At 63.3% G+C, this 21,503-nt stretch carries 18 protein-coding genes; 10 read left to right on the top strand and 8 right to left on the bottom strand.

All coding sequences use genetic code 11. From position 1 onward, the window contains the following. Positions 1-167: 167 nt before the first annotated feature. On the bottom strand, positions 168-806 hold the full coding sequence (locus AAFX91_RS05855; protein WP_282530945.1) for a DUF1109 domain-containing protein: 639 nt from the start codon (positions 804-806) through the stop codon (positions 168-170). A 2-nt stretch (positions 807-808) separates the two neighbouring features. Continuing rightward, positions 809-1,354 carry a sigma-70 family RNA polymerase sigma factor gene (locus AAFX91_RS05850; RefSeq protein WP_394565833.1) on the bottom strand — a complete coding sequence of 182 codons (546 nt, stop codon included), beginning with the start codon at positions 1,352-1,354 and terminating at the stop codon, positions 809-811. A gap of 363 nt (positions 1,355-1,717) precedes the next feature. Here AAFX91_RS05850 and AAFX91_RS05845 point away from each other — a divergent pair, with 363 nt between their 5' ends. The 4 genes from AAFX91_RS05845 to AAFX91_RS05830 all read left to right on the top strand — a co-directional run bounded on the left by AAFX91_RS05845 (position 1,718) and on the right by AAFX91_RS05830 (position 6,056). After that, entirely contained in the window at positions 1,718-2,386 is a 669-nt protein-coding gene (locus AAFX91_RS05845; RefSeq protein ID WP_394565832.1) for a hypothetical protein, read from the top strand. 117 nt (positions 2,387-2,503) lie between these two features. Then, positions 2,504-3,283, top strand: coding sequence for an enoyl-CoA hydratase (locus tag AAFX91_RS05840; RefSeq protein WP_394565831.1), 780 nt, complete (start codon positions 2,504-2,506; stop codon positions 3,281-3,283). A 258-nt stretch (positions 3,284-3,541) separates the two neighbouring features. After that, positions 3,542-4,960 (top strand): TolC family outer membrane protein, encoded by a 1,419-nt coding sequence (locus AAFX91_RS05835; protein ID WP_394565830.1) that lies wholly within the window; start codon positions 3,542-3,544, stop codon positions 4,958-4,960. Positions 4,961-5,084: 124 nt separating this feature from the next. Next, complete coding sequence (locus AAFX91_RS05830; protein ID WP_394565829.1) at positions 5,085-6,056, top strand: amidohydrolase family protein; 972 nt, start codon at positions 5,085-5,087, stop codon at positions 6,054-6,056. On the opposite strand, the gene AAFX91_RS05825 is transcribed toward AAFX91_RS05830, so the two are convergent. Next, positions 6,046-9,174: an efflux RND transporter permease subunit gene (locus tag AAFX91_RS05825; protein WP_394565828.1), complete on the bottom strand. Its 3,129-nt coding sequence runs from the start codon at positions 9,172-9,174 to the stop codon at positions 6,046-6,048. The two genes, AAFX91_RS05830 and AAFX91_RS05825, sit on opposite strands and share 11 nt — an antisense overlap. A gap of 32 nt (positions 9,175-9,206) precedes the next feature. Further along, complete coding sequence (locus tag AAFX91_RS05820; protein WP_394565827.1) at positions 9,207-10,451, bottom strand: efflux RND transporter periplasmic adaptor subunit; 1,245 nt, start codon at positions 10,449-10,451, stop codon at positions 9,207-9,209. A gap of 348 nt (positions 10,452-10,799) precedes the next feature. Between AAFX91_RS05820 and AAFX91_RS05815 the strand changes: the two genes are divergently transcribed. The 6 genes from AAFX91_RS05815 (at position 10,800) to AAFX91_RS05790 (ending at position 14,279) form a co-directional block, all read left to right on the top strand. Then, positions 10,800-11,084, top strand: coding sequence for a hypothetical protein (locus tag AAFX91_RS05815; protein WP_282530938.1), 285 nt, complete (start codon positions 10,800-10,802; stop codon positions 11,082-11,084). A gap of 993 nt (positions 11,085-12,077) precedes the next feature. Beyond that, positions 12,078-12,374 (top strand): hypothetical protein, encoded by a 297-nt coding sequence (locus AAFX91_RS05810; RefSeq protein ID WP_394565826.1) that lies wholly within the window; start codon positions 12,078-12,080, stop codon positions 12,372-12,374. After that, the gene (locus tag AAFX91_RS05805) at positions 12,371-12,568 is read left to right on the top strand and encodes a hypothetical protein (protein WP_394565825.1); all 198 of its coding nucleotides are present in this window, start codon (positions 12,371-12,373) and stop codon (positions 12,566-12,568) included. The genes AAFX91_RS05810 and AAFX91_RS05805 overlap by 4 nt, the downstream gene beginning before the upstream one ends. Before the next feature lie 27 nt (positions 12,569-12,595). Further along, the gene (locus AAFX91_RS05800) at positions 12,596-12,958 is read left to right on the top strand and encodes a hypothetical protein (protein ID WP_394565824.1); all 363 of its coding nucleotides are present in this window, start codon (positions 12,596-12,598) and stop codon (positions 12,956-12,958) included. Beyond that, positions 12,955-14,022: a UbiD family decarboxylase gene (locus tag AAFX91_RS05795; protein WP_394565823.1), complete on the top strand. Its 1,068-nt coding sequence runs from the start codon at positions 12,955-12,957 to the stop codon at positions 14,020-14,022. Before AAFX91_RS05800 ends, AAFX91_RS05795 begins: the two co-directional genes overlap by 4 nt. After that, positions 14,019-14,279: a non-oxidative hydroxyarylic acid decarboxylases subunit D gene (locus AAFX91_RS05790; RefSeq protein ID WP_130583893.1), complete on the top strand. Its 261-nt coding sequence runs from the start codon at positions 14,019-14,021 to the stop codon at positions 14,277-14,279. The genes AAFX91_RS05795 and AAFX91_RS05790 overlap by 4 nt, the downstream gene beginning before the upstream one ends. 292 nt (positions 14,280-14,571) lie before the next feature. On the opposite strand, the gene AAFX91_RS05785 is transcribed toward AAFX91_RS05790, so the two are convergent. The 4 genes from AAFX91_RS05785 to AAFX91_RS05770 all read right to left on the bottom strand — a co-directional run bounded on the left by AAFX91_RS05785 (position 14,572) and on the right by AAFX91_RS05770 (position 21,447). Beyond that, positions 14,572-15,411 (bottom strand): universal stress protein, encoded by an 840-nt coding sequence (locus AAFX91_RS05785; RefSeq protein WP_394565822.1) that lies wholly within the window; start codon positions 15,409-15,411, stop codon positions 14,572-14,574. Between the two features lie 303 nt (positions 15,412-15,714). Beyond that, positions 15,715-19,128, bottom strand: a complete 3,414-nt coding sequence (locus AAFX91_RS05780) for an error-prone DNA polymerase (protein ID WP_394565821.1) — start codon at positions 19,126-19,128, stop codon at positions 15,715-15,717. Continuing rightward, positions 19,125-20,762 carry a Y-family DNA polymerase gene (locus AAFX91_RS05775; RefSeq protein WP_394565820.1) on the bottom strand — a complete coding sequence of 546 codons (1,638 nt, stop codon included), beginning with the start codon at positions 20,760-20,762 and terminating at the stop codon, positions 19,125-19,127. The genes AAFX91_RS05780 and AAFX91_RS05775 overlap by 4 nt, the downstream gene beginning before the upstream one ends. Further along, positions 20,656-21,447, bottom strand: a complete 792-nt coding sequence (locus tag AAFX91_RS05770; RefSeq protein WP_394565819.1) for an ImuA family protein — start codon at positions 21,445-21,447, stop codon at positions 20,656-20,658. The genes AAFX91_RS05775 and AAFX91_RS05770 overlap by 107 nt, the downstream gene beginning before the upstream one ends. Positions 21,448-21,503: the final 56 nt, after the last annotated feature.

The following is a 21,503-nucleotide window of genomic DNA, read 5'->3' as shown; positions in this document are numbered from 1 at the left end:
GGTCTTGTAAAGACGATTCACCATCCGCGAATCGTACCTCAACTTCCCGAAATCCGCGAAATTCTTGCCCAGCCTGGAAGCGTAATCCGGGGCCGGCTCGTTCAGTGGCGGCGCGCTGGTCCCGGATTGCGCTTCGCCCCATCCGGGCTACGGATCGCAATTCACTGTCAATATCGAAGCACCTTCGAGCCGATCACTGCGCCGATCGCGGCGACCAGCGCGGTCCCGATCGTGTACCAGGTCGCCACGAACAGCGGTGAATCATCGGCGCAATGCGATGCGTAGAGCGTTGCCGCCAGCCCCGCTGCCACCAGGCCTGCGATGGCGCCGGCAACTGCCGGACGCGCCGGCGCGCCATGGCGCAGGCCGAACAAGGCGGCCGCGAGCAGCGGCAGCGACATCAAGGGAATCGAGATCAGGCATGCCCGCGAATTGTTGCCGACGAGCCGCGTCATCATCGGCGCGCGCTGAGGCATCATCATCTCGCCGCTGATCCCGGCCACGAGCAGCCCGGCTGGAACAAGCAGCCACCAGCCAAAGCCGCGCAGCGACGCCTCGGGCCGCGATAGATGCAGGCTGACGGCGATTGCCGAAGCGGCGAGCGCCAGCGTCACCGCGAACTTCATACCGAAGAACGGATTGTGCATCGCGGTCATGACATCGGGCCTGACGCCGAGCTCGGTGAAGAACATCAGCAAGGAAATCGGTGCGGCGGCGAGCAACGCCAACATCAGGACAAAACCCACCGGCTGTGCGCGCTTGACGTTGTCGGCGGCGAGCGTGCGAATGAGCTGATCGGTATCCATGCTCAACTGTCCCGCAGTTTCGCCGTCAGGTTGGCGAGCCCGCGATGCAACGCCACCCGCACGGCGCCCTCGCTCATCGAGAATTTTGCCGCCGTATCCTTGATCGAGGCGCTGTCGACGGCGATCGACTGCAGGACCTCGCGCTGCCGCGCCGGCAACGTGTCCAGATGCGCAGCGATTTCGCTCGCGGAGGCCCTCTCCTCCTGCGCCTCACCGGGCAGGGTCTCGGCAAAATCGTCGATGTTGACGAACACCCGCTTGCCCCGGCGGCGTAGCGCATCGATCAGCTTGTTGCGGGCAATTGCGAACAGCCAGGGCGCAAACGGAGCATTTACGTCCCATGTGTGTCGCTTCGAATGCACCGCCAGCAGAATGTCTTGCACGATATCCTCGGATTGATCGATCGGTTGGCCCGCGCGCGCCAAGCCACGGCGCGCGGCCGCCCGCAGGACCGGCGTGATCGCCTTCAGCAGGCGATGATACGCCGTGCTGTCGCCTGAAATGGCCGACCGCATCAGGCCGGTCCATTCGTCCTCACGTTCGCGCACGCGCGCTCCCACAACGCAATTCGGTCTATCCTTCAATTTGTTACGCCGGGAGCGAATCTATCACAAAATCGTGAAACGGCGCCCGGGCGACAGAATCTCAAATCCGGACCAGCGTAAGTTGGGCCGTTCGAGATCCGCAGCGCTCTTAACATCGATTGCCGGAACTCGCACCGGTGGAACGCAAGCACAGAATTTTGCCTGGAGGAAAATCGACGCTGTGCCCGAAAGCAGCCGTTTTGGCGCAACAGTGCCGCCCCGTTTTGGCCCGGCAAAACCCGAAGATTCCCTTTTTCTGCCCCGCTGAGGACACGCCTCGGGGTCTCATTTCGCCCCTCAGGGGCGGGCAAATGGGGAGATTGTCAGATGATCACCAAAGCCAGCGGGCTTCTGGCGGTGCTTGTGGCCGCAGGGCTGTTTGCATACGTCGCCGCGCCGTCCCCGTTCGAGGCGGCAGGTTCGGGCAGCACGACTGCCTCGGACTCTGATAGTGCGGCAAGTGTTAAGAAACAGAGTACGCGTCACGCAAAGCGCGACAAGTCGGCCAAGACCGATTCCAAATCCTCCGAATCCAAGTCCTCCGAATCCAAGTCGTCCGAGGCCAAGAAGCCGGATAGCGCCGAGACCGCCGACGCCGCAGCCGTGTCGCTTCCGGCATTGGTCGCCAATGCCAAGGCCGAACTGACCCCCAACGTCCCTGCCGACAATGCGAGCGCGATGTCGGCGAAGGCCAACACGCTGCTCGCCGAATCCGACAAGCCCGACGAGACAAAGGCGCCCGGTGATGCCGACGTCGTCGCCTCCGACCAGCTCAACGAAGTCGATCGCGCGCTGCAGGACAGCCAGCAGCAGAATCAGCCCGCCGCACAGCCGCAGCAGTCTGCCCCGGCAGTCGCGATGACAACCGCTCAGGCGGCGCCGGTCGCCAGCGCCGACGACTCGACCTGGGACCGGACTTCCCTGATCGGCAAGATGTTCATCGCTGCGGGCGCGTTGCTGACCATGGCGTCTGCTGCCCGCATGTTCATGGCCTGACGTCCCCTTGTGCCCGGACGCGCGGCGCAAATTGCGTCACACCGCGTCCGGGAGCCCACTTGAAGCCCACCCCGTCAGCGGGCACATTGCCGCTAGATCAGGAAAACGGGGTGGATCATGTCGACGTTTGAACACATCATTGTCGAGAGCAAGGGCGCGGTCGGCATCATCAAGTTGAACCGTCCCAAAATGCTCAACGCGCTCTCCTTCGGCGTCTTCCGCGAGATCGCAGCCGCAGTCGACGACCTCGAGGCGGACGACGCAATCGGATGCATCGTGCTGACCGGCAGCGAAAAGGCCTTTGCCGCCGGCGCCGACATCAAGGAGATGCAGCCGAAAGGCTTCATCGACATGTTCACCAGCGACTTCGCCGCGATTGGCGGCGACCGCGTCGCCAGATGCCGCAAGCCGACGATTGCGGCGGTGGCGGGATATGCCCTTGGCGGCGGCTGCGAGCTTGCCATGATGTGCGACATCATCATCGCTGCCGACAACGCGAAGTTCGGTCAGCCCGAGATCACGCTCGGCACGATCCCCGGAATCGGCGGCACGCAGCGGCTGACGCGTGCGATCGGCAAGTCGAAGGCGATGGATCTCTGCCTCACCGGACGGATGATGGATGCCGCCGAGGCCGAACGCTCCGGCCTCGTCAGCCGCATCGTGCCCGCTGACAAGCTGATGGACGAAGCACTCACCGCCGCTGAAAAGATCGCGTCGATGTCGCGCCCGGCGGTCGCGATGGCCAAGGAAGCCGTCAACCGCGCCTTCGAGACCACGCTGTCGGAAGGTCTCAACGTCGAGCGCAACCTGTTCCACTCGACCTTCTCGCTCGAAGACCGTTCCGAAGGCATGGCCGCCTTCATTGAGAAGCGACAGCCTGTGAATAAGAACAGGTAAGTTCCTCGTCTTCGGGCGAAGAAGTTGCGCGCCCAGAATCCGTTCGTCCGCTTTCGCAAGCGGCGAAATGGATTCCAGGCTCATCGCGCAGCGCAATCCTTCACGACCGTCACTCGCCTGTGACGAACCGGCAACAGACAAGCACTGATTTGATGTGCAGATGTCGCGCGACCGTTTGTCAGTAGCGGTACCATCCCCTAAACAGTAGATGTGACCCAGTCGACGGGGGCGGACAGTCGGGGTGGTTTGCGGGTTATTATGATCGGACGTGCCGCTAGAGTTAGCGACGTGAGAAGGCGTTTGCTTCAGACAGGCATTTGCCTTGGCGTTATGCTTTGTGTCGATTTCGCCGCCTCGGCGGTCCATGCGGAGAGCCTCCCTGAAGCGCTCGCCAAAGCCTACCAAACCAATCCGGCACTGAATGCGGAGCGGGCGCGGCAGCGTGCGACCGACGAGAACGTGCCGCAGGCGCTGACCGGCTATCGTCCGCAGATCGCCGCAACCCTCTCCGCCGGTTTGCAGGCGGTGCGCGATCTCTTGCCAAATAACGTCGTTCGGACCGCGAACCTGAAGCCGTGGCAGATTGGCCTGACGGTGACGCAGACGCTGTTCAACGGTTTCAAGACCGCCAACAGCGTGCGGGTGGCGGAACTGCAGGTGCAATCCGGCCGCGAGGCGCTGCGCAATGTCGGCCAGGGCGTGCTGCTGGACGCGGTGACCGCTTATACCAATGTGCTCGCCAACCAGTCCTTGGTCGAAGCGCAGCGCGCCAACGTCGCGTTCCTGCGCGAAACGCAAGCCATCACGCAGAAGCGCCTCAATGCCGGCGATGTCACGCCGACCGACACGGCGCAGGCCGAAGCGCGACTGAACCGCGGGCTTGCAGATCTCAACGCCGCCGAGATCAGTCTCGCGATCAGCCAAGCGACTTACGCACAGGTCATCGGCAATGCGCCCGGGCAATTGCGGCCTGCCGAGACCACCGACCGCCTGCTGCCGCGCAACCGCGAGGACGCAATCGGTCTCGCCTTCAAAGAGCACCCGGCAGTGATGGCGGCAAGCTACGACGTCGACGTCGCCTCGACCACGATCCGCGTCGCTGAAAGCAGCCTGATGCCGAATGTTACGGTGCAGGGCAGCGTGAGCCGCAGCCGCGACTCCGACCCGACGCTCGGCACATTCGGAACCGATCAGGCTTCCATCATCGGCCAGTTGAACCAGCCGATCTATGACGGCGGCATGGCGGCGTCCCAGACCCGGCAGGCCAAGGAAGTGGCGGCGCAGAGCCGGCTGGTGCTCGACCAGGTTCGTAACCAGGCGCGGACCGCTGCGATCAGCGCCTGGGTCGCCAACGAAGGCGCCAAGACGGCGGTCTCCGCTTCCGAGTCCGAAGTCCGTGCCGCGAACGTTGCGCTGCAGGGCGTGCAGCGCGAGGCGGCCGGCGGCCAGCGCACCACCGTCGATGTGCTCAATGCACAACAGGATTTGATCTCGGCCAGGGCCCGGCTGATCGGCGCGCTGCGCGACCGCGTGATCGCGTCCTACAGCCTGCTCAGCGCCATCGGCCGGCTCGACGTCAAGACGCTCAATCTCAATACGCCGGATTACCTGCCGGAAGTGCATTACCATCAGGTGCGCGACGCCTGGCACGGGCTACGCACGCCGTCCGGACAATGATCCCGGTATAGGCACCGCCGCCTTCCCGCCCGCACATTCGCCCTGTAACCTCGCTCAACCGGCGGCTGATAACGCTGGGGCGCAGCAAGCGCCGATCAAATGAGGAAACGCAGGGAGAAGACCAATGCTGACGCGACGCAGTATGATGCTTGCCTCCATCGCGGCCGGAGTGATGATGAACAACAGAGACGTCCACGCCAAGGCAGCGCAGCCATCGACGCCGGTGAATTTCGACGTGCCGGCCGGCGCCTGCGACTGCCACACCCACATCCATGGCGATCCCCAGAAATTCCCGTTCTTCACTGGTCGCGTCTACACGCCGGAGCCGGCCTCGCCGGCGGAGATGAGCGCGCTGCACAAGGCGCTCGGGATCGAGCGCGTGGTGATCGTGACGCCGAGCGTCTACGGCACCGACAATTCCGCGACCCGCTTCGGCATGATGGCGCGCGGCGCGACCGCGCGGGGGGTGGCTGTCATCGACGACAAGACGCCGGAAAGCGATCTCGATGCGATGCAGAAGGACGGTTTTCGCGGCATCCGCCTCAATCTCGCAACCGGCGGCATCAACGATCCCAATGTCGCTCGTGCCCGCCTGACCTCCGGAATCGACCGCGTCAAGGCGCGGGGCTGGCATGTGCAGGTGTACACGAACTTGCCCCTGATCCCTGCGGTCAAGGACCTCGTCGCGGCATCGCCCGTGCCTGTTGTCTTCGACCATTTCGGCGGCGCGCAGGCCGCGCTCGGCGTGGAACAACCGGGTTTTCCGGACCTTGTCGAACTGGTGAAGTCCGGCAAGGCCTATGTGAAGATCTCCGGCGCCTACCGCGCCTCCAAGCTCGCGCCCGACTATCAGGACGCAATCCCCCTCGCCAAGGCCCTGATCGCGGCAAATCCCGACCGCATCGTCTGGGGCACCGACTGGCCGCATCCCGATACGGTCGTCCCACCCGGAAAGCAGGTCACGGATGTTGTTCCGCTGTACCAGATCGACGACGGGCGGCTCCTCAACCAGCTCGCGGTGTGGGCGCCGGACACAGCGACGCGCAAGAAGATCCTGGTCGACAACCCGGCTCGGCTCTACGGCTTCACCTCCTAGAGTCGCGCCGCGAGAAATAGGAGATCAGGACCGGCAGCGTCACGAGGATGACGAGCGGCGCCAGCATCATGCCGGTCACGACCACGACTGCCAGCGGCTTCTGCACCTGCGAGCCGATCCCTTCCGACAGCGCCGCCGGCAATAGCCCGACGCCGGCGACGACGCAGGTCATCAACACCGGGCGCAGTTGCAATTCACCGGTGCGGACCACGGCCCGCATCCGGTCGTAACCTTCATCGATGAGCTGGTTGAACTGCGACAGGATGATGATGCCGTCCATCACGGCAATGCCGAACAGCGCGATGAAGCCGATCGCGGCCGAGACGCTGAAGGGAATGCCGGAGACCAGCAGCCCGAGCACGCCGCCGAAGATCGCCATCGGGATCACGCTCATGGCGAGCAGCGTGTCGACCATCGAGCCGAAATTGAGGAACAGCAGGATCGCGATCAAAGCGAGGCTGATCGGCACCACGATCGACAGCCGCTTGATCGCGTCCTGCAGATTGCCGAACTCGCCGACCCATTCGATACGCGATCCCGGCGGGAGCTTGACCTGGTCCGCGACCTTCTGCTGCGCCTCCTGGATCGCGCTGCCAAGGTCGCGCTCGCGCACCGAGAATTTGATCGGCAGATAGCGTTCCTGCTGCTCGCGATAGATATAGGCGGCGCCCGAGATCAGCTTGATCGAGGCCACTTCGCTCAGCGGGATCTGCGTGATCCCGCCGTTCGGGTTGGCGACGCCGATGCGTAGGTTCTGGATCGCTTCGGCGCTCTTGCGGTATTCCGGGGCGAGCCGCACGATGATCGGAAAATGCCGGTCACTGCCGGGCTCATAGAGATCGCCGGCGCTGTCGCCGCCGACCGCGACCTTGATCGTGGCATTGATGTCGCCCGGCGACAGGCCGTAGCGCGCGGCGCGGGCGCGGTCGACGTCGATCTGGATCGTCGGCTGGCCGAGCGAGGTGAACACGGCAAGGTCGGTGATCCCCTGCACCGTCGAGAGCACCGACTTGATCTGATTGGCCGTGTCGGTCAACGCCTGCAGATCGCTGCCGTAAAGCTTGATCGAGTTCTCGCCCTTCACGCCCGAGACCGCTTCGGAGACGTTGTCCTGCAGATATTGCGAGAAGTTGAATTCGACGCCGGGGAACTTGTCCTGCAACTGCGCCAATAGCTGTGCGGTGAGCTCATCCTTGTCGTGCGTGCCGGGCCATTCGCTTGCCGGTTTCAACGGTGCGAAGAACTCGGCGTTGAAGAGACCGGCGGCGTCGGTTCCGTCGTCGGGGCGGCCGTGCTGTGACACCACCGATTCCACCTCGGGACGGGCGCGGATCATCCGGCGCATCTCGTTGACGTAAGCGTTACCCTCCTGCAGCGAGATTGTCGGCGGCAGGGTGGCACGGATCCACAGATTGCCCTCTTCCAGCTTGGGCAGGAATTCGAGCCCGAGCAAGCGCACCGACAGCGCGGTCAAGAACACGAGGGCGACAGCGCCGGCCATCATCACTCGCCGGTTGGCGATCGCCCAGTTCAGGACGGGCAGATAGATGCGATTGAGCTGCCTGACGATCCAGGTCTCGGTTTCCTCGATATGCGCGGGCAGGATGATCGCGCTCAGCGCCGGCGTGATCGTGAAGGTCGCAAGCAGACCGCCGGCCAGCGCGTAGGCATAGGTCCGCGCCATCGGCCCGAAGATGTTGCCCTCGACGCCGCTCAGCGTGAACAGCGGCAGGAAGGCGGCAACGATGATGGTGGCGGCAAAGAAGATCGAGCGCGATACGTCGGCAGACGCCGACAGGATCGCGTGGCTCTTGATGCCCATCATGGTTTCGGCGGAGATATGGCTCTGCTCGGCTTCAGAAAGCGGAGTGGTCTGTGACAGGCGGCGGAAGATCGCCTCCACCATGATGACGGTGGCATCCACGATCAGCCCGAAGTCGATCGCGCCGACCGACAACAGATTGGCGGATTCGCCGCGCAGCACCAGGATGATCACGGCGAAGAACAGCGCGAAGGGAATGGTTGCGCCGACGATCAGCGCGCTGCGGAGGTCGCCGAGGAATATCCATTGCAGCAGCACGATCAGGAGGATGCCGACCACCATGTTGTGCAGCACGGTGTGAGTGGTGAGATCGATCAGGTCCTTGCGGTCATAGACACGCTCGATCCGCACCCCCGGCGGCAGGATCGAGGAATTGTTGATGGATTTGACCAGTTGCTCGACACGGGCGATCGTCGGCGAGCTCTGCTCGCCGCGGCGCATCAGCACGATGCCCTGTACGATGTCGTCGTCATTGTCGATGCCGGCAATCCCGAGCCGCGGCTTCTCGCCGATGGTGACCGTCGCAATATCCCTGACCAGCACAGGGTTGCCGCCGGACTGCGACACCATGGTGTTGTTGAGATCGTCGACCGAACGGATCAGGCCGACGCCACGCACCACCGCGGACTGGCTGCCGATATCGACCGTGTTGCCGCCGACATTGATGTTGGCGTTGCTCACCGCCTGCAACACCTGCGGCAAGGTCAGGCCGTTGGCGACGAGCTTGTTGAAATCGACCTGCACTTCATAGGTCTTGGTCTTGCCGCCCCAGCCGGTGACGTCGATCACGCCGGGCACGGCGCGGAAGCGGCGTTGCAGCACCCAATCCTGCAATGTCTTCAAATCGAGGACGCTGTAGTTGGGCGGGCCGACCAGGCGGTAACGAAAAATCTCGCCGATCGGGCTGAGCGGCGAGATCGTCGGCTGCACATTGCCCGGCAAAGGCGGCAGTTGCGCGAGGCGGTTCAGGACCTGCTGCAGCGCCTCGTCATAGGTGTAGTCGAAGGAGAACTGCAGCTTGACGTCGGAGAGGCCGTAGAGCGAGATCGTGCGGATCGTGCGCAGGTTCTTCAGCCCGGCGACCTGGGTCTCGATCGGAATCGTGATGTAGCGCTCGATCTCCTCCGCCGACAGGCCCGGGCTTTGCGTCACGATGTCGACCATCGGCGGCGTCGGATCGGGATAGGCCTCGATGTTGAGGTGCTGGAAGGCGATCAGGCCACCGATCATGACGGCGGCGAAGATGCCGACCATCAGATAGCGGCGGCTGACTGCGAGAGCGACGAGGCGATCCATTTCAGATCGAAGCTTTCAATAATCCGGGAATGTCAGGTACCGGAGGCGGCGCGGTCGATGAACAGGCTGCCCTTGGTGACGATCTGCTCGCCTGGCCGTAGATTGCCGACGATCTCAACGAGATCGCCATTGGTGATCCCCGGCTTGACCTGGCGCAGTTCGATCGTTTTGTCCGGATGCGCGACCCAGACGCGCACCTGGTCGCCTTCATAGATCAGCGCCTGCTTGGGCACGCCGACTGCGGGATGGTCGCCCGGCGAATAGAGCGTGACATTGGCGAACATCTCCGGCTTCAGCGCGCCATCCGCGTTGTCGATGGTGGCGCGGACCAGGAGCCGGCGCGTCGTCGGATCGATCGCTGCGGCGACATAATTAATGCGCGCGGTCAGCGAGCGGCCCGGCAGCGCCATCACGCTGAATGTGACGTCCTGGCCGACCGCGACCTTGGCGGCATCGCTCTCGCGGACGAAGGCGAGCAGCCAGACGGTCGAGAGATCGCCGATGACATAGACGGGATCGCTGGCGCCGGAGGAGACATATTGCCCGGGGCCGGCCTTGCGCTGCACCACCGTGCCGCCGATCGGCGCGAAGATCGTGATCTCCGGATTGATGCCGCCCTTCTGGCGCAGCGCATCGATGTCTCCGTCGCCGAAGCCCAGGATGCGCAGCTTGTTGCGCGCGGCCTCCAGCGTCGTCTGAGCCGAGCGCAGATCGTTCTGCGCCTGGACCAGCGTGGCCTGGCTCTGCTGATAGTCCTTCAGCGGCACGGCCTTGCCTTCGAACAGGCTCTTGGCGCGGTCGTCCTGGATCTGCGCCAGATCGACCGCGGACTTCGCCTTGTTCACGCTGGTCATCGCCGAGATGTAGTCGTTCTGCGCCTGCACGGTGTCGGCGGCCTCGATCACGAACAGCGGCTGGCCCTTGACGACGCTCTCGCCGGGCCGCGCCAGGAGCTTGGTGATGCGGCCGGTATAGGGCGAGAACACCGGGGTGGAGCGATCCTCGTCGATGCCGATCTTGCCCTCGGTCACGTATTCGGCACGGAAGGCACGCTCGGAGACCGGCTGCAGGCTCAGGCTTGCCCATTCGGCAGGGGTCGGCGTGTAGCGTTGCAGCCCTTTGCGGGATTGGCTCGAAATCTCCGAATGGCCGCCATTTGCCCCCTTGGTGTGCAGGGATGCGTAAGCCATGCCGCCGGCAACCGCCAGCACGGCCACGACCAGCGCCACGTGCTGACGGCTAAGGGTCTGCAATCGCTTGGTAATGTCTTTGACCATGGGCCGTGGCTGATGTCGGAGGTTCCGCTGCGCGCTAATAGTGCCCAATTACCGGTTCAGACAACCAAAAAAGCGACAATTGGACGCAGGTCTCCGGTTTATCTTTGGACAGTGAGGCATGAACGCCGGGTGAATGCCAAGCCCCGGGCAATTCCGGGGTGGCGGCCGGCGAAACTAAAGCGGGCCGTGTGACAGGCCCTGCCGTGCGCAGGCAGATCCTGCCTGATGATCCCTCCTGTTTTGACGATGCCGACCGCCTGCCTTTTTCGGCATGGTTGAACCGGTCGCGCTTCGGCATTCCCTCAATCTTGTGCCCAAGAGCAGTGCCCGAACTGGGAAGGAGTTGCAATGGCCATCAATCCCTTGACCGCCGCCGCCGTGGTGCTGGCGACGGCCGCAACCGATGCGGTCTACGTCATGTTCACGTCCGCCGTCGTTGCGCGCAAGCGCGTGCCGGCTGCAACCTGGAGCAGCGTCTGGTACGTGCTCTCGTCCTATGCGGTCATCAGCTATACCGAAAACTCGATCTACGTGTTGTTCGCCGCGATCGGCTCCTGGATCGGCGCCTACGCAACGATGACGTTCTTGCATCGACCTCCCGGCGGGCCGCCGGTCGGGGCGGCGGTGGAGTAGATTTGGGATGGTGCGTAGGGTGGGCAAAGGCGCACTTGCGCCGTGCCCACCATCCGCGCCGTGCTCGCGATGGTGGGCACGCTTCGCTTTGCCCACCCTACGGCGTCGCCGCGACTTATGATTCAAATTTCAAACAGCGGAGGGGATGTGAGTCCGTATTCTCGCGGCGTGATGCGCCCGAGGTTTGCTTCACTTTCCACCCTCCTCGATATCAGAGGGCGCAGGGAAAGCCGGGTGCTGGTTGCACCCGTGGGTCCCGTGCAACAAAAAGCACGGGGGTAGGACCACAGGTTCAACCGAAGCAGTCCGGCTTTCCCTGCGCGATGGTGTTACGGCTTACTTCGTGCTCTCCCCGGTGACCGGGCTCTTTTGCCACCGTCACACTGCTCAACGAACAGAACTTAGCGCCAGCGTCGGGGCGCCAGGACCACACGACTTCGCCGTCCGTGATACGTGTGCTCGTCAGTCACACGCTTCACGTCCACCGCATCTCACCGCAACGTTCGTGACGATCGCGAGCCGCCCCTCATTCGGGTGAGACGCGCGGAGTTAAATCACTGATTTGCCCGACGGCGAAAGTGGAATATTTTTCGCTGACAGTCTGGACAGACTTTTGGTGATTTGCCCGTCGGGTTGATTTGTCGCACCAACGCATCCACATCGTCATTGCGAGCGAAGCGAAGCAATCCATAGCGTCGCAAGCGGAGGCATAGATTGCTTCGCTCCGCTCGCAATGACGTGGAGATAGTGCAGCGAACTGCAGAAGCCGTAGGGTGGGCAAAGGCGCAGTACGCGCTCAATCCAGGCGCCGTTGCAAGGGACATCCTTTGGTAGTACGCTTCTTACACAGCTAGTCACGCTTGTCTCTTCTGGGAGACTGAGAGCGATGCGCATCATCGTAGCGATGACGGGGGCGCACCGAGCCTACGCCACATCAACGAACTGCCTTCGATTTTCGCAGGGAATGCGGATCACTTCCGAGGGAGATGTGAAATGAAGGAAGCCGAGCACGTCTACACGGCGCCCGCAACCAGCAGCGGGATTCCAGACGGGGTGGTCCGCTATCTTGACGGCACCGAGCTGCTGACCAAAACCCAGGCGCTGCGTCTCTCGACGGTTGGTTCCGACGGATGGCCTCACGCTGCGCTGCTCAGTGCAGGCGACATCGTGATCATGCCTTCCGGCCGCGTCCGCTTTGCGATTTTTCCGCAATCCCCATGGCGTCCAATCTTGAACGAGAAGGACGGCTCACGATCGCGCTTTCACTCGATGGCGGCATTTGCGAGATGAAGCTCCGCTGTCGCCGCCTCGCCCACTCCTCGTCCGATGTGCCGCTGGCGCTCTTTGAGGCAGAGGTCGAGTCAGTACGCCAGCATGTCGCGCCATACGCGGATGTGACAGGCGGCGTCACCTTTGCACTGCGCGATCCCAAAGCCGTACTGCCGCGTTGGCAACGGCAGATTGCCGCGTTACGCGCCGCCTGAAACCAATCTGAGCAATTGGGGGCAGAAATGCGTGCCTACAAGGACCTTCGCGAATTCCTGTCCGTCCTCGAGCAAGAGCGGCAATTGCTGCGCATCCATGATCAGGTTGTTCCTGAACCCGACATCGCGGCCGCGGCCTGCGCCCTTACAGAGATCGGCGAGGACAGCCCCGCGATCTATTTCGACAACATCGCGGGCTACACCAGCGCTCGGGTAGCCATGAACGTGCATGGATCATGGTGCAACCATGCTCTCGCGCTTGGCATGGAAAAAGACGCCGGCATGCGCGACCAGTTCTTTGAATTCGTCCGACGCTTCCAGCAATATCCCGGCACGTTGGAGCGCGTTGCGAGTGCCCCTGGCAAGACGTCGTCGTCGACAAGGACGTGAACCTCTACGAACTGCTGCCGCTGTTTCGTCTCAACCGCGGCGATGGCGGCTATTTCATCGACAAAGCCTGCACCGTCAGCCGAGACCTAGACGACTGGGATAATGACAATGTCGAGAACGTCGGAATCTATCGCCTGCAGGTCAAGGGGCGGAATCGCCTCGGAATCCAGACTGTGCCGCAGCACGATATCGCGATCCATATGGCTCATGCGGAAGCCCGCGGCGAAGACCTGCCAGTCGCGATCGCGCTGGGAAACGAGCCCATCATCACGCTGATGGGCGCGACGCCGCTGCTCTACGATCAGCTCGAATACAAGATGGCGGCCGTGATGCAAGGCGCGCCATACCGTGTGGTCAAGACTGCAAAGGGCCTGGATGTCCCCTGGGGATCCGAATATGTGCTGGAGGGCCGCCTGCTATGCGGACAGCGCGAGACCGAGGGGCCGTTTGGCGAATTCCCCGGCTATTATTCGGGATGCCATAAATATCCGGTGATCGAGATCGATCGCGTGTCGCACCGCAAGGACCCGGTCTATGACGCGGTCTATGTGGGGCGGCCCTGGACCGAGCTCGACTTCCTGCAAGCCATGACGACGAGCGCGCCGATCTTCCTTCAACTCAAGACGACGTTTCCCGAAGTCGTCGCCGTCAACGCACTCTATACCCACGGTCTCGTGGTCGTCGTCTCGACAAAGATCCGCTATGGCGGCTTCGCCAAATATGTGGGCTTGCGCGTGCTGACCACGACGCATGGTCTCGGATACGCAAAAGTCGTGATCGTTGTCGACGAGAAAGTCGACCCGTTCGATCTGAAGCAAGTGATGTGGGCAATATCGGTGAAGGTAAACCCTGCGGGCGACATCGTGACCATCCCGAATCTCGCGGAGAATCTGCTGGATCCGGCCTGCAGCCCGGCCGGCATGGTGACCAAGATGATCATCGATGCCACCACGCCGGTCGCGCCTGATATCCGCGGCGACTATGGCGAGGAACTCGACAAGCCGCTGCGTACCGATCAGTGGCGGACCAAGCTCATGGCTCTGGCGAAGGAGATGCGGAAATGACGGCGACAACCGCTGACACTGTTCCGGCCGCATGTCCGCGATGTCGATCAGGCAAGATCGAGATGCGCAGCAAATCTCCCGTTGTCGGGATCTGGACTGTGTTCGGTTGTCCGACATGCCTCTATGTCTGGAGATCGACCGAGCCGGAGGAGAACGTGAACCCGGACAAATATCCCGCCGCCTTTCGGCTGCGCCCCGAGGATCTTCCTAGTCTGCAGGTGGTTCCACCGATTCCACCGCGTCGATCATCCTCGTGAGGCCGCGCAGGATGTCGAAGGCGGAACCACATTGGCCGTCGTCATTCCGGAGCGATGCGAAGCATCGAGCTATGATGTGCAATTGCACATCATAGAATCCATTTCTCCACCTGCGTCTGCGGCCCGATGGATTCCGGGTTCGTCCTTCGGACGCCCCGGAATGACGACGGAGGAAGTGGCGACTATGGTGCGCCCCGGAATGACGGAGAGTGAAGCGCCCGTGGCCCATCCCTCGAGACGCCGCTTCGCGGCTCCTCGGGATGAGGGATGAATTCGTGGCGCCTCCCATGCTCTAATGCGCCATCAGTAACGGCAAGTCTGCGTGCTCCATGATGTGGCTGGTGGCGCCGCCGAAAATCATTTGGCGCAGCCTGGTCCTTGTGAAGGCTCCCTTGATCAAGAGATCGCAGCCTTCCGCCTTGGCCGCGGCGAGGACCGCTTCGCCGGTGCTGCGACCGTTCAGCTCGATGCTCATGGGCTCGGCGGCAATGCCGTTATACCGCAATTGCTTGCGCACCTGATCGGCCGATGGACCCGGCACATCCTGTCCACCGACGACAGTCAACACCGTCACGCGTCCGGCCAGGCGCAGGAGTGGCATCGCCAAGGCGTTGGCGCGGGCCTGCTCGGTGCTGCCATTCCAATGGATCATGATGTTGGTCGCGATCTCTTTCGGAGCTAATGGCGGCGACAGCACAACAGGCCGGCCGCTTTCGAACAGTCCCGACTCGATCGCCCGCCGATAGAGTGGGTCCGTAGCAGCGGATGGCCTGCTCATCACAATCACATCGAACGCGCGGCCATGGCTGCCGACGAGACCCTCGCCGGGCGGCACCTCGGGAAACCAGCTAAACCAGGGTCGATCCGCGGTCGTTTTCGCAGCAGCAACACCGTGCTGCTCCATGAAGGTCTCGAACAGCTCGCGCTCCCCCGCCGCCTCCGCTTCGCGTCGCACCCGATAGGTTTCCATGGAATAGGTGCTGGCCAGCCCTGCCACGACGAATTCAGGCGTGCCAAACCACAGTGGAACACCCTCGATATAGGCGCCGGTGCGCTGCGCGAGCAGCACCGCCGTTTCGAGCACGGATTTCATGGCCGGGGTATTTTGGGTCGGTACCAAAATCGTCTTCATTGTCAGCTCCCGCCCGTTGCAAATGAACGATAGTCCAGGCAGCCAAAACGGCACTGACTTTCGACATGGTAGACCTTCGGGACGAGACCGCCAAGACACGCCAAGTGCATTGCGGAATGGATTCTCGGAGGGTGAGGGTTTGTGGCCCATCCCTCGAGACGCCGGTTCGCGGCTCCTCGGAATGAGGAGTCATTCCGGGGCATCGCGAAGCGATGAGCCCGGAATCCATTTCTCCGCCTGCGCATGCGGCGCAATGGATTCCGGGTTCGCGCTACGCGCGCCCCGGAATGACAGCGGCGGAGTTCAATGGAAATCGCGTGACGGCGGCAGGATGCGGACGTTGCGGGGGTGGCGGATTCTTTGCGGGGAGTTTTCGCCGTGGTCGCGGCGGTCGTCGTTGAGAGGTTCGACCAAAGCCGGGCCGGCGGGCACGGCCGGCTTGGCGCTGAACGCGTCGTTGGAGAGACCGATGAGGTCGTAGGAACGGTCGATCATGCGCTGCGCGACCAGGTGCGTCACCTCCTCCGGGCTGCTCTGGATATAGCCTTCGACCAGGATCAGCCGCGCGCCCATCACTTCTTTCCGGTATTGCTCCATCACCTTCGGCCACACCACGATATTGGCGATCCCGGTCTCGTCCTCGAGCGTCATGAACACCACGCCCTTGGCGCTGCCCGGACGCTGCCGCACCAGCACCACGCCGGCGCAGCGGATACGGCGGCGGTCATTGCGATGGCAGACCTCCTTGCAGGGTATGACGCGCTCTTTTGCAAATTTCTCTCGCAAGAATTCCATCGGATGGCCCTTCAGCGACAGGCGGATGGTCTGGTAGTCGGCGACCACCTGTTCCTGGCGCGGCATCTGCGGCAATGGTTTCGCGTTCTCGTCCGGCTGCTCGCGGGCAACAGCGGCTTCGAACAAAGGCAGTGGCACGTCGTCGGGCAGCCGCCGCACCGCCCAGAGCGCCGCGCGGCGATCGAGGCCGATCGAGCGGAAGGCATCGGCGTCCGCGAGCAGGATCAGCGCGCGCTTGGGCAGGCCGGTGTCGCGGGCGAAATCCTCCAGCGAGGCGAAGGGGCGCCGCTGCCGCGCCGCGACGATGCGGTCGGCCCAGTCGTTGGGTTCCAAGGGAGGCTCCACCTCTGCCGCTTGCGGGAGAGGGAGCGCTGGCACCTCCCGGAATAACGCCTGCTGCTGTTTCAGCCTCTCTTCGTCCGGGTCCTTCCAGTTGAAACCGTCGATCTGGCGGAAACCGAGGCGGACGGCGCAATGGTCGCCGCTGCGCTCTTCCAGGGTGTTCTGGGCGAAGCTGTAGGATACGTCGATCTCGCGAACCTCGACGCCATTCTTGCGGGCGTCGCCGACGATCTGCGCGGGGGCGTAAAAGCCCATCGGCTGTGAGTTAAGCAGCGCGCAGCAGAAAGCGTCGGGATGATGACATTTAAGCCAGGAGGAGATGTAGACGAGTTGGGCAAAACTCGCGGCATGGCTTTCCGGGAAGCCGTAGGAACCGAAGCCCTTGATCTGCTCGAAGCAATTTTGTGCGAAGACGGGGTCGTAACCGCGCCTGACCATATTGCCGATCAGCTTCTCTTCGAAATTGCCGATGGTGCCGACGTTGCGGAAGGTGGCCATCGCACGACGCAATCCATTGGCTTCTTCTGACGTGAATCCCGCAGCCTCGATTGCAATCCGCATCGCTTGTTCCTGAAACAGCGGTACCCCAAGGGTCTTGTGCAGGACATTGCGCAATTCATCCTTGTTGCCGCCTTTGGGGTACGGATACTCGATATCTTCGGGTTTCATTTTGCGGCGGCGCAGATAGGGATGCACCATGTCGCCCTGGATCGGTCCCGGGCGCACGATCGCGACCTCGATGACAAGATCATAGAAGGTCCGCGGCTTCAGTCGCGGCAGCATGTTCATCTGCGCGCGGCTCTCGACCTGAAATACGCCGAGCGATTCACCGCGGCACAGCATGTCGTAGACTTTTTCGTCGTCCTGCGGGACGGTCGCAAGCTCCCAGCGCTCACCCTTGTGCTTCGCGATCAAGTCAAAGCTCTTGCGGATGCAGGTCAGCATGCCCAGCGCCAGCACGTCGACCTTCATCATGTTGAGCGCGTCGACGTCGTCCTTGTCCCATTCGATGAAGGTGCGATCCTCCATCGCGGCATTGCCGATCGGCACATAGGTGTCGAGCCGGTCCTGCGTCAGCACATAGCCGCCGACATGCTGCGAGAGGTGGCGCGGGAATTCGATCAGCTCGGTGGCGAGATCGACGGCGAGCCCGATCATCGCGTTCCTCGGGTCGAGTCCCGCCTGCCGCACCTGCATGTCGTTGAGGCCCTTGCCCCAGCTTCCCCACACGGTATCGGCGAGCGCGGCCGTGACATCCTCCGTCAGCCCCAGCGCCTTGCCGACGTCGCGGATCGCGCTGCGCGGACGATAATGGATGACGGTCGCGATGATCGCGGCGCGGTGCCGGCCGTAACGACGATAGACATATTGCATCACCTCCTCGCGCCGCGAATGCTCGAAATCGACGTCGATGTCGGGTGGCTCCAAGCGCTCTTTCGAGATGAAGCGCTCGAACAGGAGATCGACCTTGGTCGGATCGACCGAGGTGATGCCGAGCACATAGCAGACCGCGGAGTTCGCCGCCGATCCCCGCCCCTGGCATAGAATGTTCTGGCTGCGCGCGTAACGGACGATGTCGTGCACGGTCAGGAAATAATGCGCGTATTTCAGCTCGGCGATCAGCGCGAGCTCCTTGTGCAGGGTGGCGCGGAGCTTCTCATCGATCTTGCCGCCAAAATAATGGTCGACGCCGGCCCAGGTCAGGTCTTCGAGATGCTGCTGCGCGGTCTTGCCCGGCGGCACCGGTTCATCAGGATACTGATATTTGAGCTGGTCGAGCGAGAAGGTGATGCGGTCGGCAAAACGCATGGTCTCGGCGATCGCGTCGGGAAAATCGCGGAACAGCCGCGCCATCTCGTGCGCAGGTTTCAGATGCCGCTCGGCATTGGCTTCCAGCCTTTTGCCGATCGCATCGATCGTCGTCTTCTCCCTGATGCAGGTGAGCACGTCCTGCAGCGGGCGGCGCGCGGGATGGTGATAGAGCACTTCGTTGGTCGCGAGCAGCGGCACATCGGCTTTGGTCGCAAGATGATGTAATCGTGCCAGGCGGCGCTTGTCGTCGCCGCGATAGAGCAGGCTTGCGGCGAGCCAGACGCCCTCAGCGCGACTCGCCTTCAGCCGCGCGAGCAGATCGAGCGCCTTGGCCGTCTCGAAACGATGCGGCAATGACAGCACCAGGAGCTGGCCTTCGGCGAAGTCCAGGAGGTCGTTCAGCTTCAGATGGCATTCGCCTTTTTCGATCCGCTTGATGTCATCGCCCCGTTTGCCGCGGGTGAGGAGCTGGCACAGTCGGCCGTAAGCCGCGCGGTCGCGCGGATAGACCAGGATGTCAGGCGTGCCATCCATGAACACGATGCGCGAACCGATCAGGAGCTTGGGCGGGTGCGTTACTTTTGAATTCTCGAGCTCCTTGTAGGCGCGCACCACGCCGGCGAGCGTGTTGTGATCGGCAAGCCCGATCACGGGAATGCGAAGAATGCTCGCCTGATGCACATAGGCGCGCGGATCCGATCCGCCGCGCAGGAAGGAGAAATTGCTTGATATGCCGATCTCGGCATAATCGGGCGCCGGTTCTATCATGCGAACAGCCCATGCACGAACCAGTTGGCGGGAACGGGCTTGCCGTCTTCGTCGATCAGTTCGCTGTCGTAAAGGCCATCGCGAAAGATCCAGAAGCGCAGGCCCTGCTCGTCCTCGACGCGGAAATAGTCGCGCGTCAGCACCTTCCCATCCCGCTGCCACCATTCCATGGCGATGCGCTCGGGACCCTCGACCCGCACCACCTGATGCGTGGCACGCCGCCAGGTGAAGCGATGCGGCGGTCCATCCGGCACGGTGGCGAACGGCACCTTGATCGGCTCCGGCCTTTCGAACAGTCGCAGGGGACGCAGTGGCGGCTCGCCTTCGGCGCGCGCGGGCCAGACGGCTTGCGATGCCGCGGCCAGATGATGCTGTGCCGGTGCGGCAAGCGCTGCGCGCTCGGGGATGTGGGTGTCCTCCGGCAGGTGCACGACCACACGCTTGCCCCCGATGCGGGCGGCGATGCGGTCGATCAGCGCGGCAAGCTCATCATTGTCGTGGACATGGGCATCGAGATCGCGCTGCTGCTGCACCACGATCTCGGTACGGCCAGCGGACAGGCGGATCAGGTCGAAGCCGAAGCCGGGATCGAGGGGATCGTTGAGTGCGTCGAGCCGCTCGCGGAACAGGCGGTCGATCACTTCGGGCTTCGTCACCGCGCGCCCGGTCTCGACGGCAAGCGTGCGTACCGCGCCGTCGGTGCGGAAGAAGCCTGCTTCCAGCTTCCGCGCGCCCTTGCCCTGCTTGTCCATCGCCTGGACCAGCATCCTGGCGAGGTTCTGCAGCGTCATCGCGATCATGGGCTCGGTCGTGACCGGCTCGGGAAAACGCTTCTCGACGATGTAGTCAGGCAATGGCTTGCGCGGGCTGATCGGCGCATCGCCCTGCCCCAGCGCATGCTCGAGCCGCGTGGTGAAGGCCGCGCCGAAACGCGCCGCGATCTCGTGGCGCGCGCGGGCGGCGACATCGCCGATCGTCTTCAAGCCGGCGCGGCGCAGGCCCTTGGTGATCGCATCATCGGCCCCCAATGCCGAGATCGGCAACGGGGCGACCGCCTCGGCTTCCGCACCATCCTCGATGATCCGGCCAGACGAATGCCGCGTCAGCGTGCGCGCGCAGACCGAGGTGGCCGCGATCGCGCCACTGACGGCAAAGCCGCGTCTTGCGAGAGCGCCGCAGATGATCTGCAGCATCGCACGCTCGCCGCCGAACAGATGGGCGCAGCCGGTGATATCGAGGAAGAGACCTGAGGGCGGATCGAGCGCCACCAGAGGTGTGAAGCGGTCGCACCAGTCGGCGATGTCGTTGATCGTCCTGGCATCCGCGATTTCGTCGGCATCATAGACCGTCAGCTCCGGGCAGATCGCGCGGGCATTGGCCAATGGCAAGCCCATCGACAGGCCGCTTCGCGCGGCGATGTCGTCGAGGGAGTGGATCACCAACGCGTTGTGCTCCTTGATGACGACAACGCTCGGCACTTCGACCTCCCCCGCAAGCGGGAGAGGGAGTTCGGACAGCTTGCGCGTTTCAACTTGCGAGGCGGTGCGCGCCAGTTGCCGCTTGATCCGATCGATGGGCAGGCGCGGCAGCCACAGGCTGAGGATACGCCGACGGTTCGCTGAAAAGGCACTCATCACATTTCCATTCCATGATCCATCGCCCGACCGGGCCATGACGATTGCGAACGAGCTGCGCATCGAACAGAGGCGCGCCCCACGCGCTCCAACTGGCGCCCGGCGGCGAATGCGCCGCGCGCACGATCCATCGGGTTTCCGCGGTGGACGGAAGCGGCGTTGCCGCCAGGCGCAGCAGCAGCGCGGGGACGCCTGATGATTGCGAGGCAAGCGTCAGCTTGCGGCTCGCGACCAGATCGAGCTGTTTGGACTCACCCCAGACCTCCATGATGACGGCCCCTAGCGCGTCGCAGGCGAGCGCATCGGCCGTGGTGCGCAATGCGTTGTCGATGTCGGCGGCGCGCACGGTGACGAGGAGGCGCGGATCGAGGCCGAGTTCGGACAGGCCGCTCATCGACAGCGCACCGGATTCGATTTCGGAAAAATCCTGCCGCACCCAGACCAGCGGCTTTCGGGCGGCAAGACGGCCGGCGAGGCCTGCGATGAAACCGGTGGCGGAAGCGCCCTGGTGCCCCTCGGCAAACACTTCGTGCACCGCGGCTCTCGCAAGCCCGCCCTTGAGCATCGCATCGGCGCCGGCATGTCCCAGCGCGATCCGCTGCAGCGCATGCGCTTCATTGGATGTTTCAAGACGCTCGATGCGCCCGCGCAAGGACGCAAGCGTGCTCAGGCGTGCGCTCGTCATGCGCCGCTCCTTAAGAAGATATCGGGGCCGCTGCTGGCTTAAGGGAGAAACCAGAA

Origin of the sequence: Bradyrhizobium sp. 31Argb (genome assembly GCF_043638955.1) — a bacterium.
GTDB lineage: Bacteria > Pseudomonadota > Alphaproteobacteria > Rhizobiales > Xanthobacteraceae > Bradyrhizobium.
Note: the sequence above shows the minus strand (reverse complement) of the source record. Positions and strands in the feature narration are given on the sequence as shown.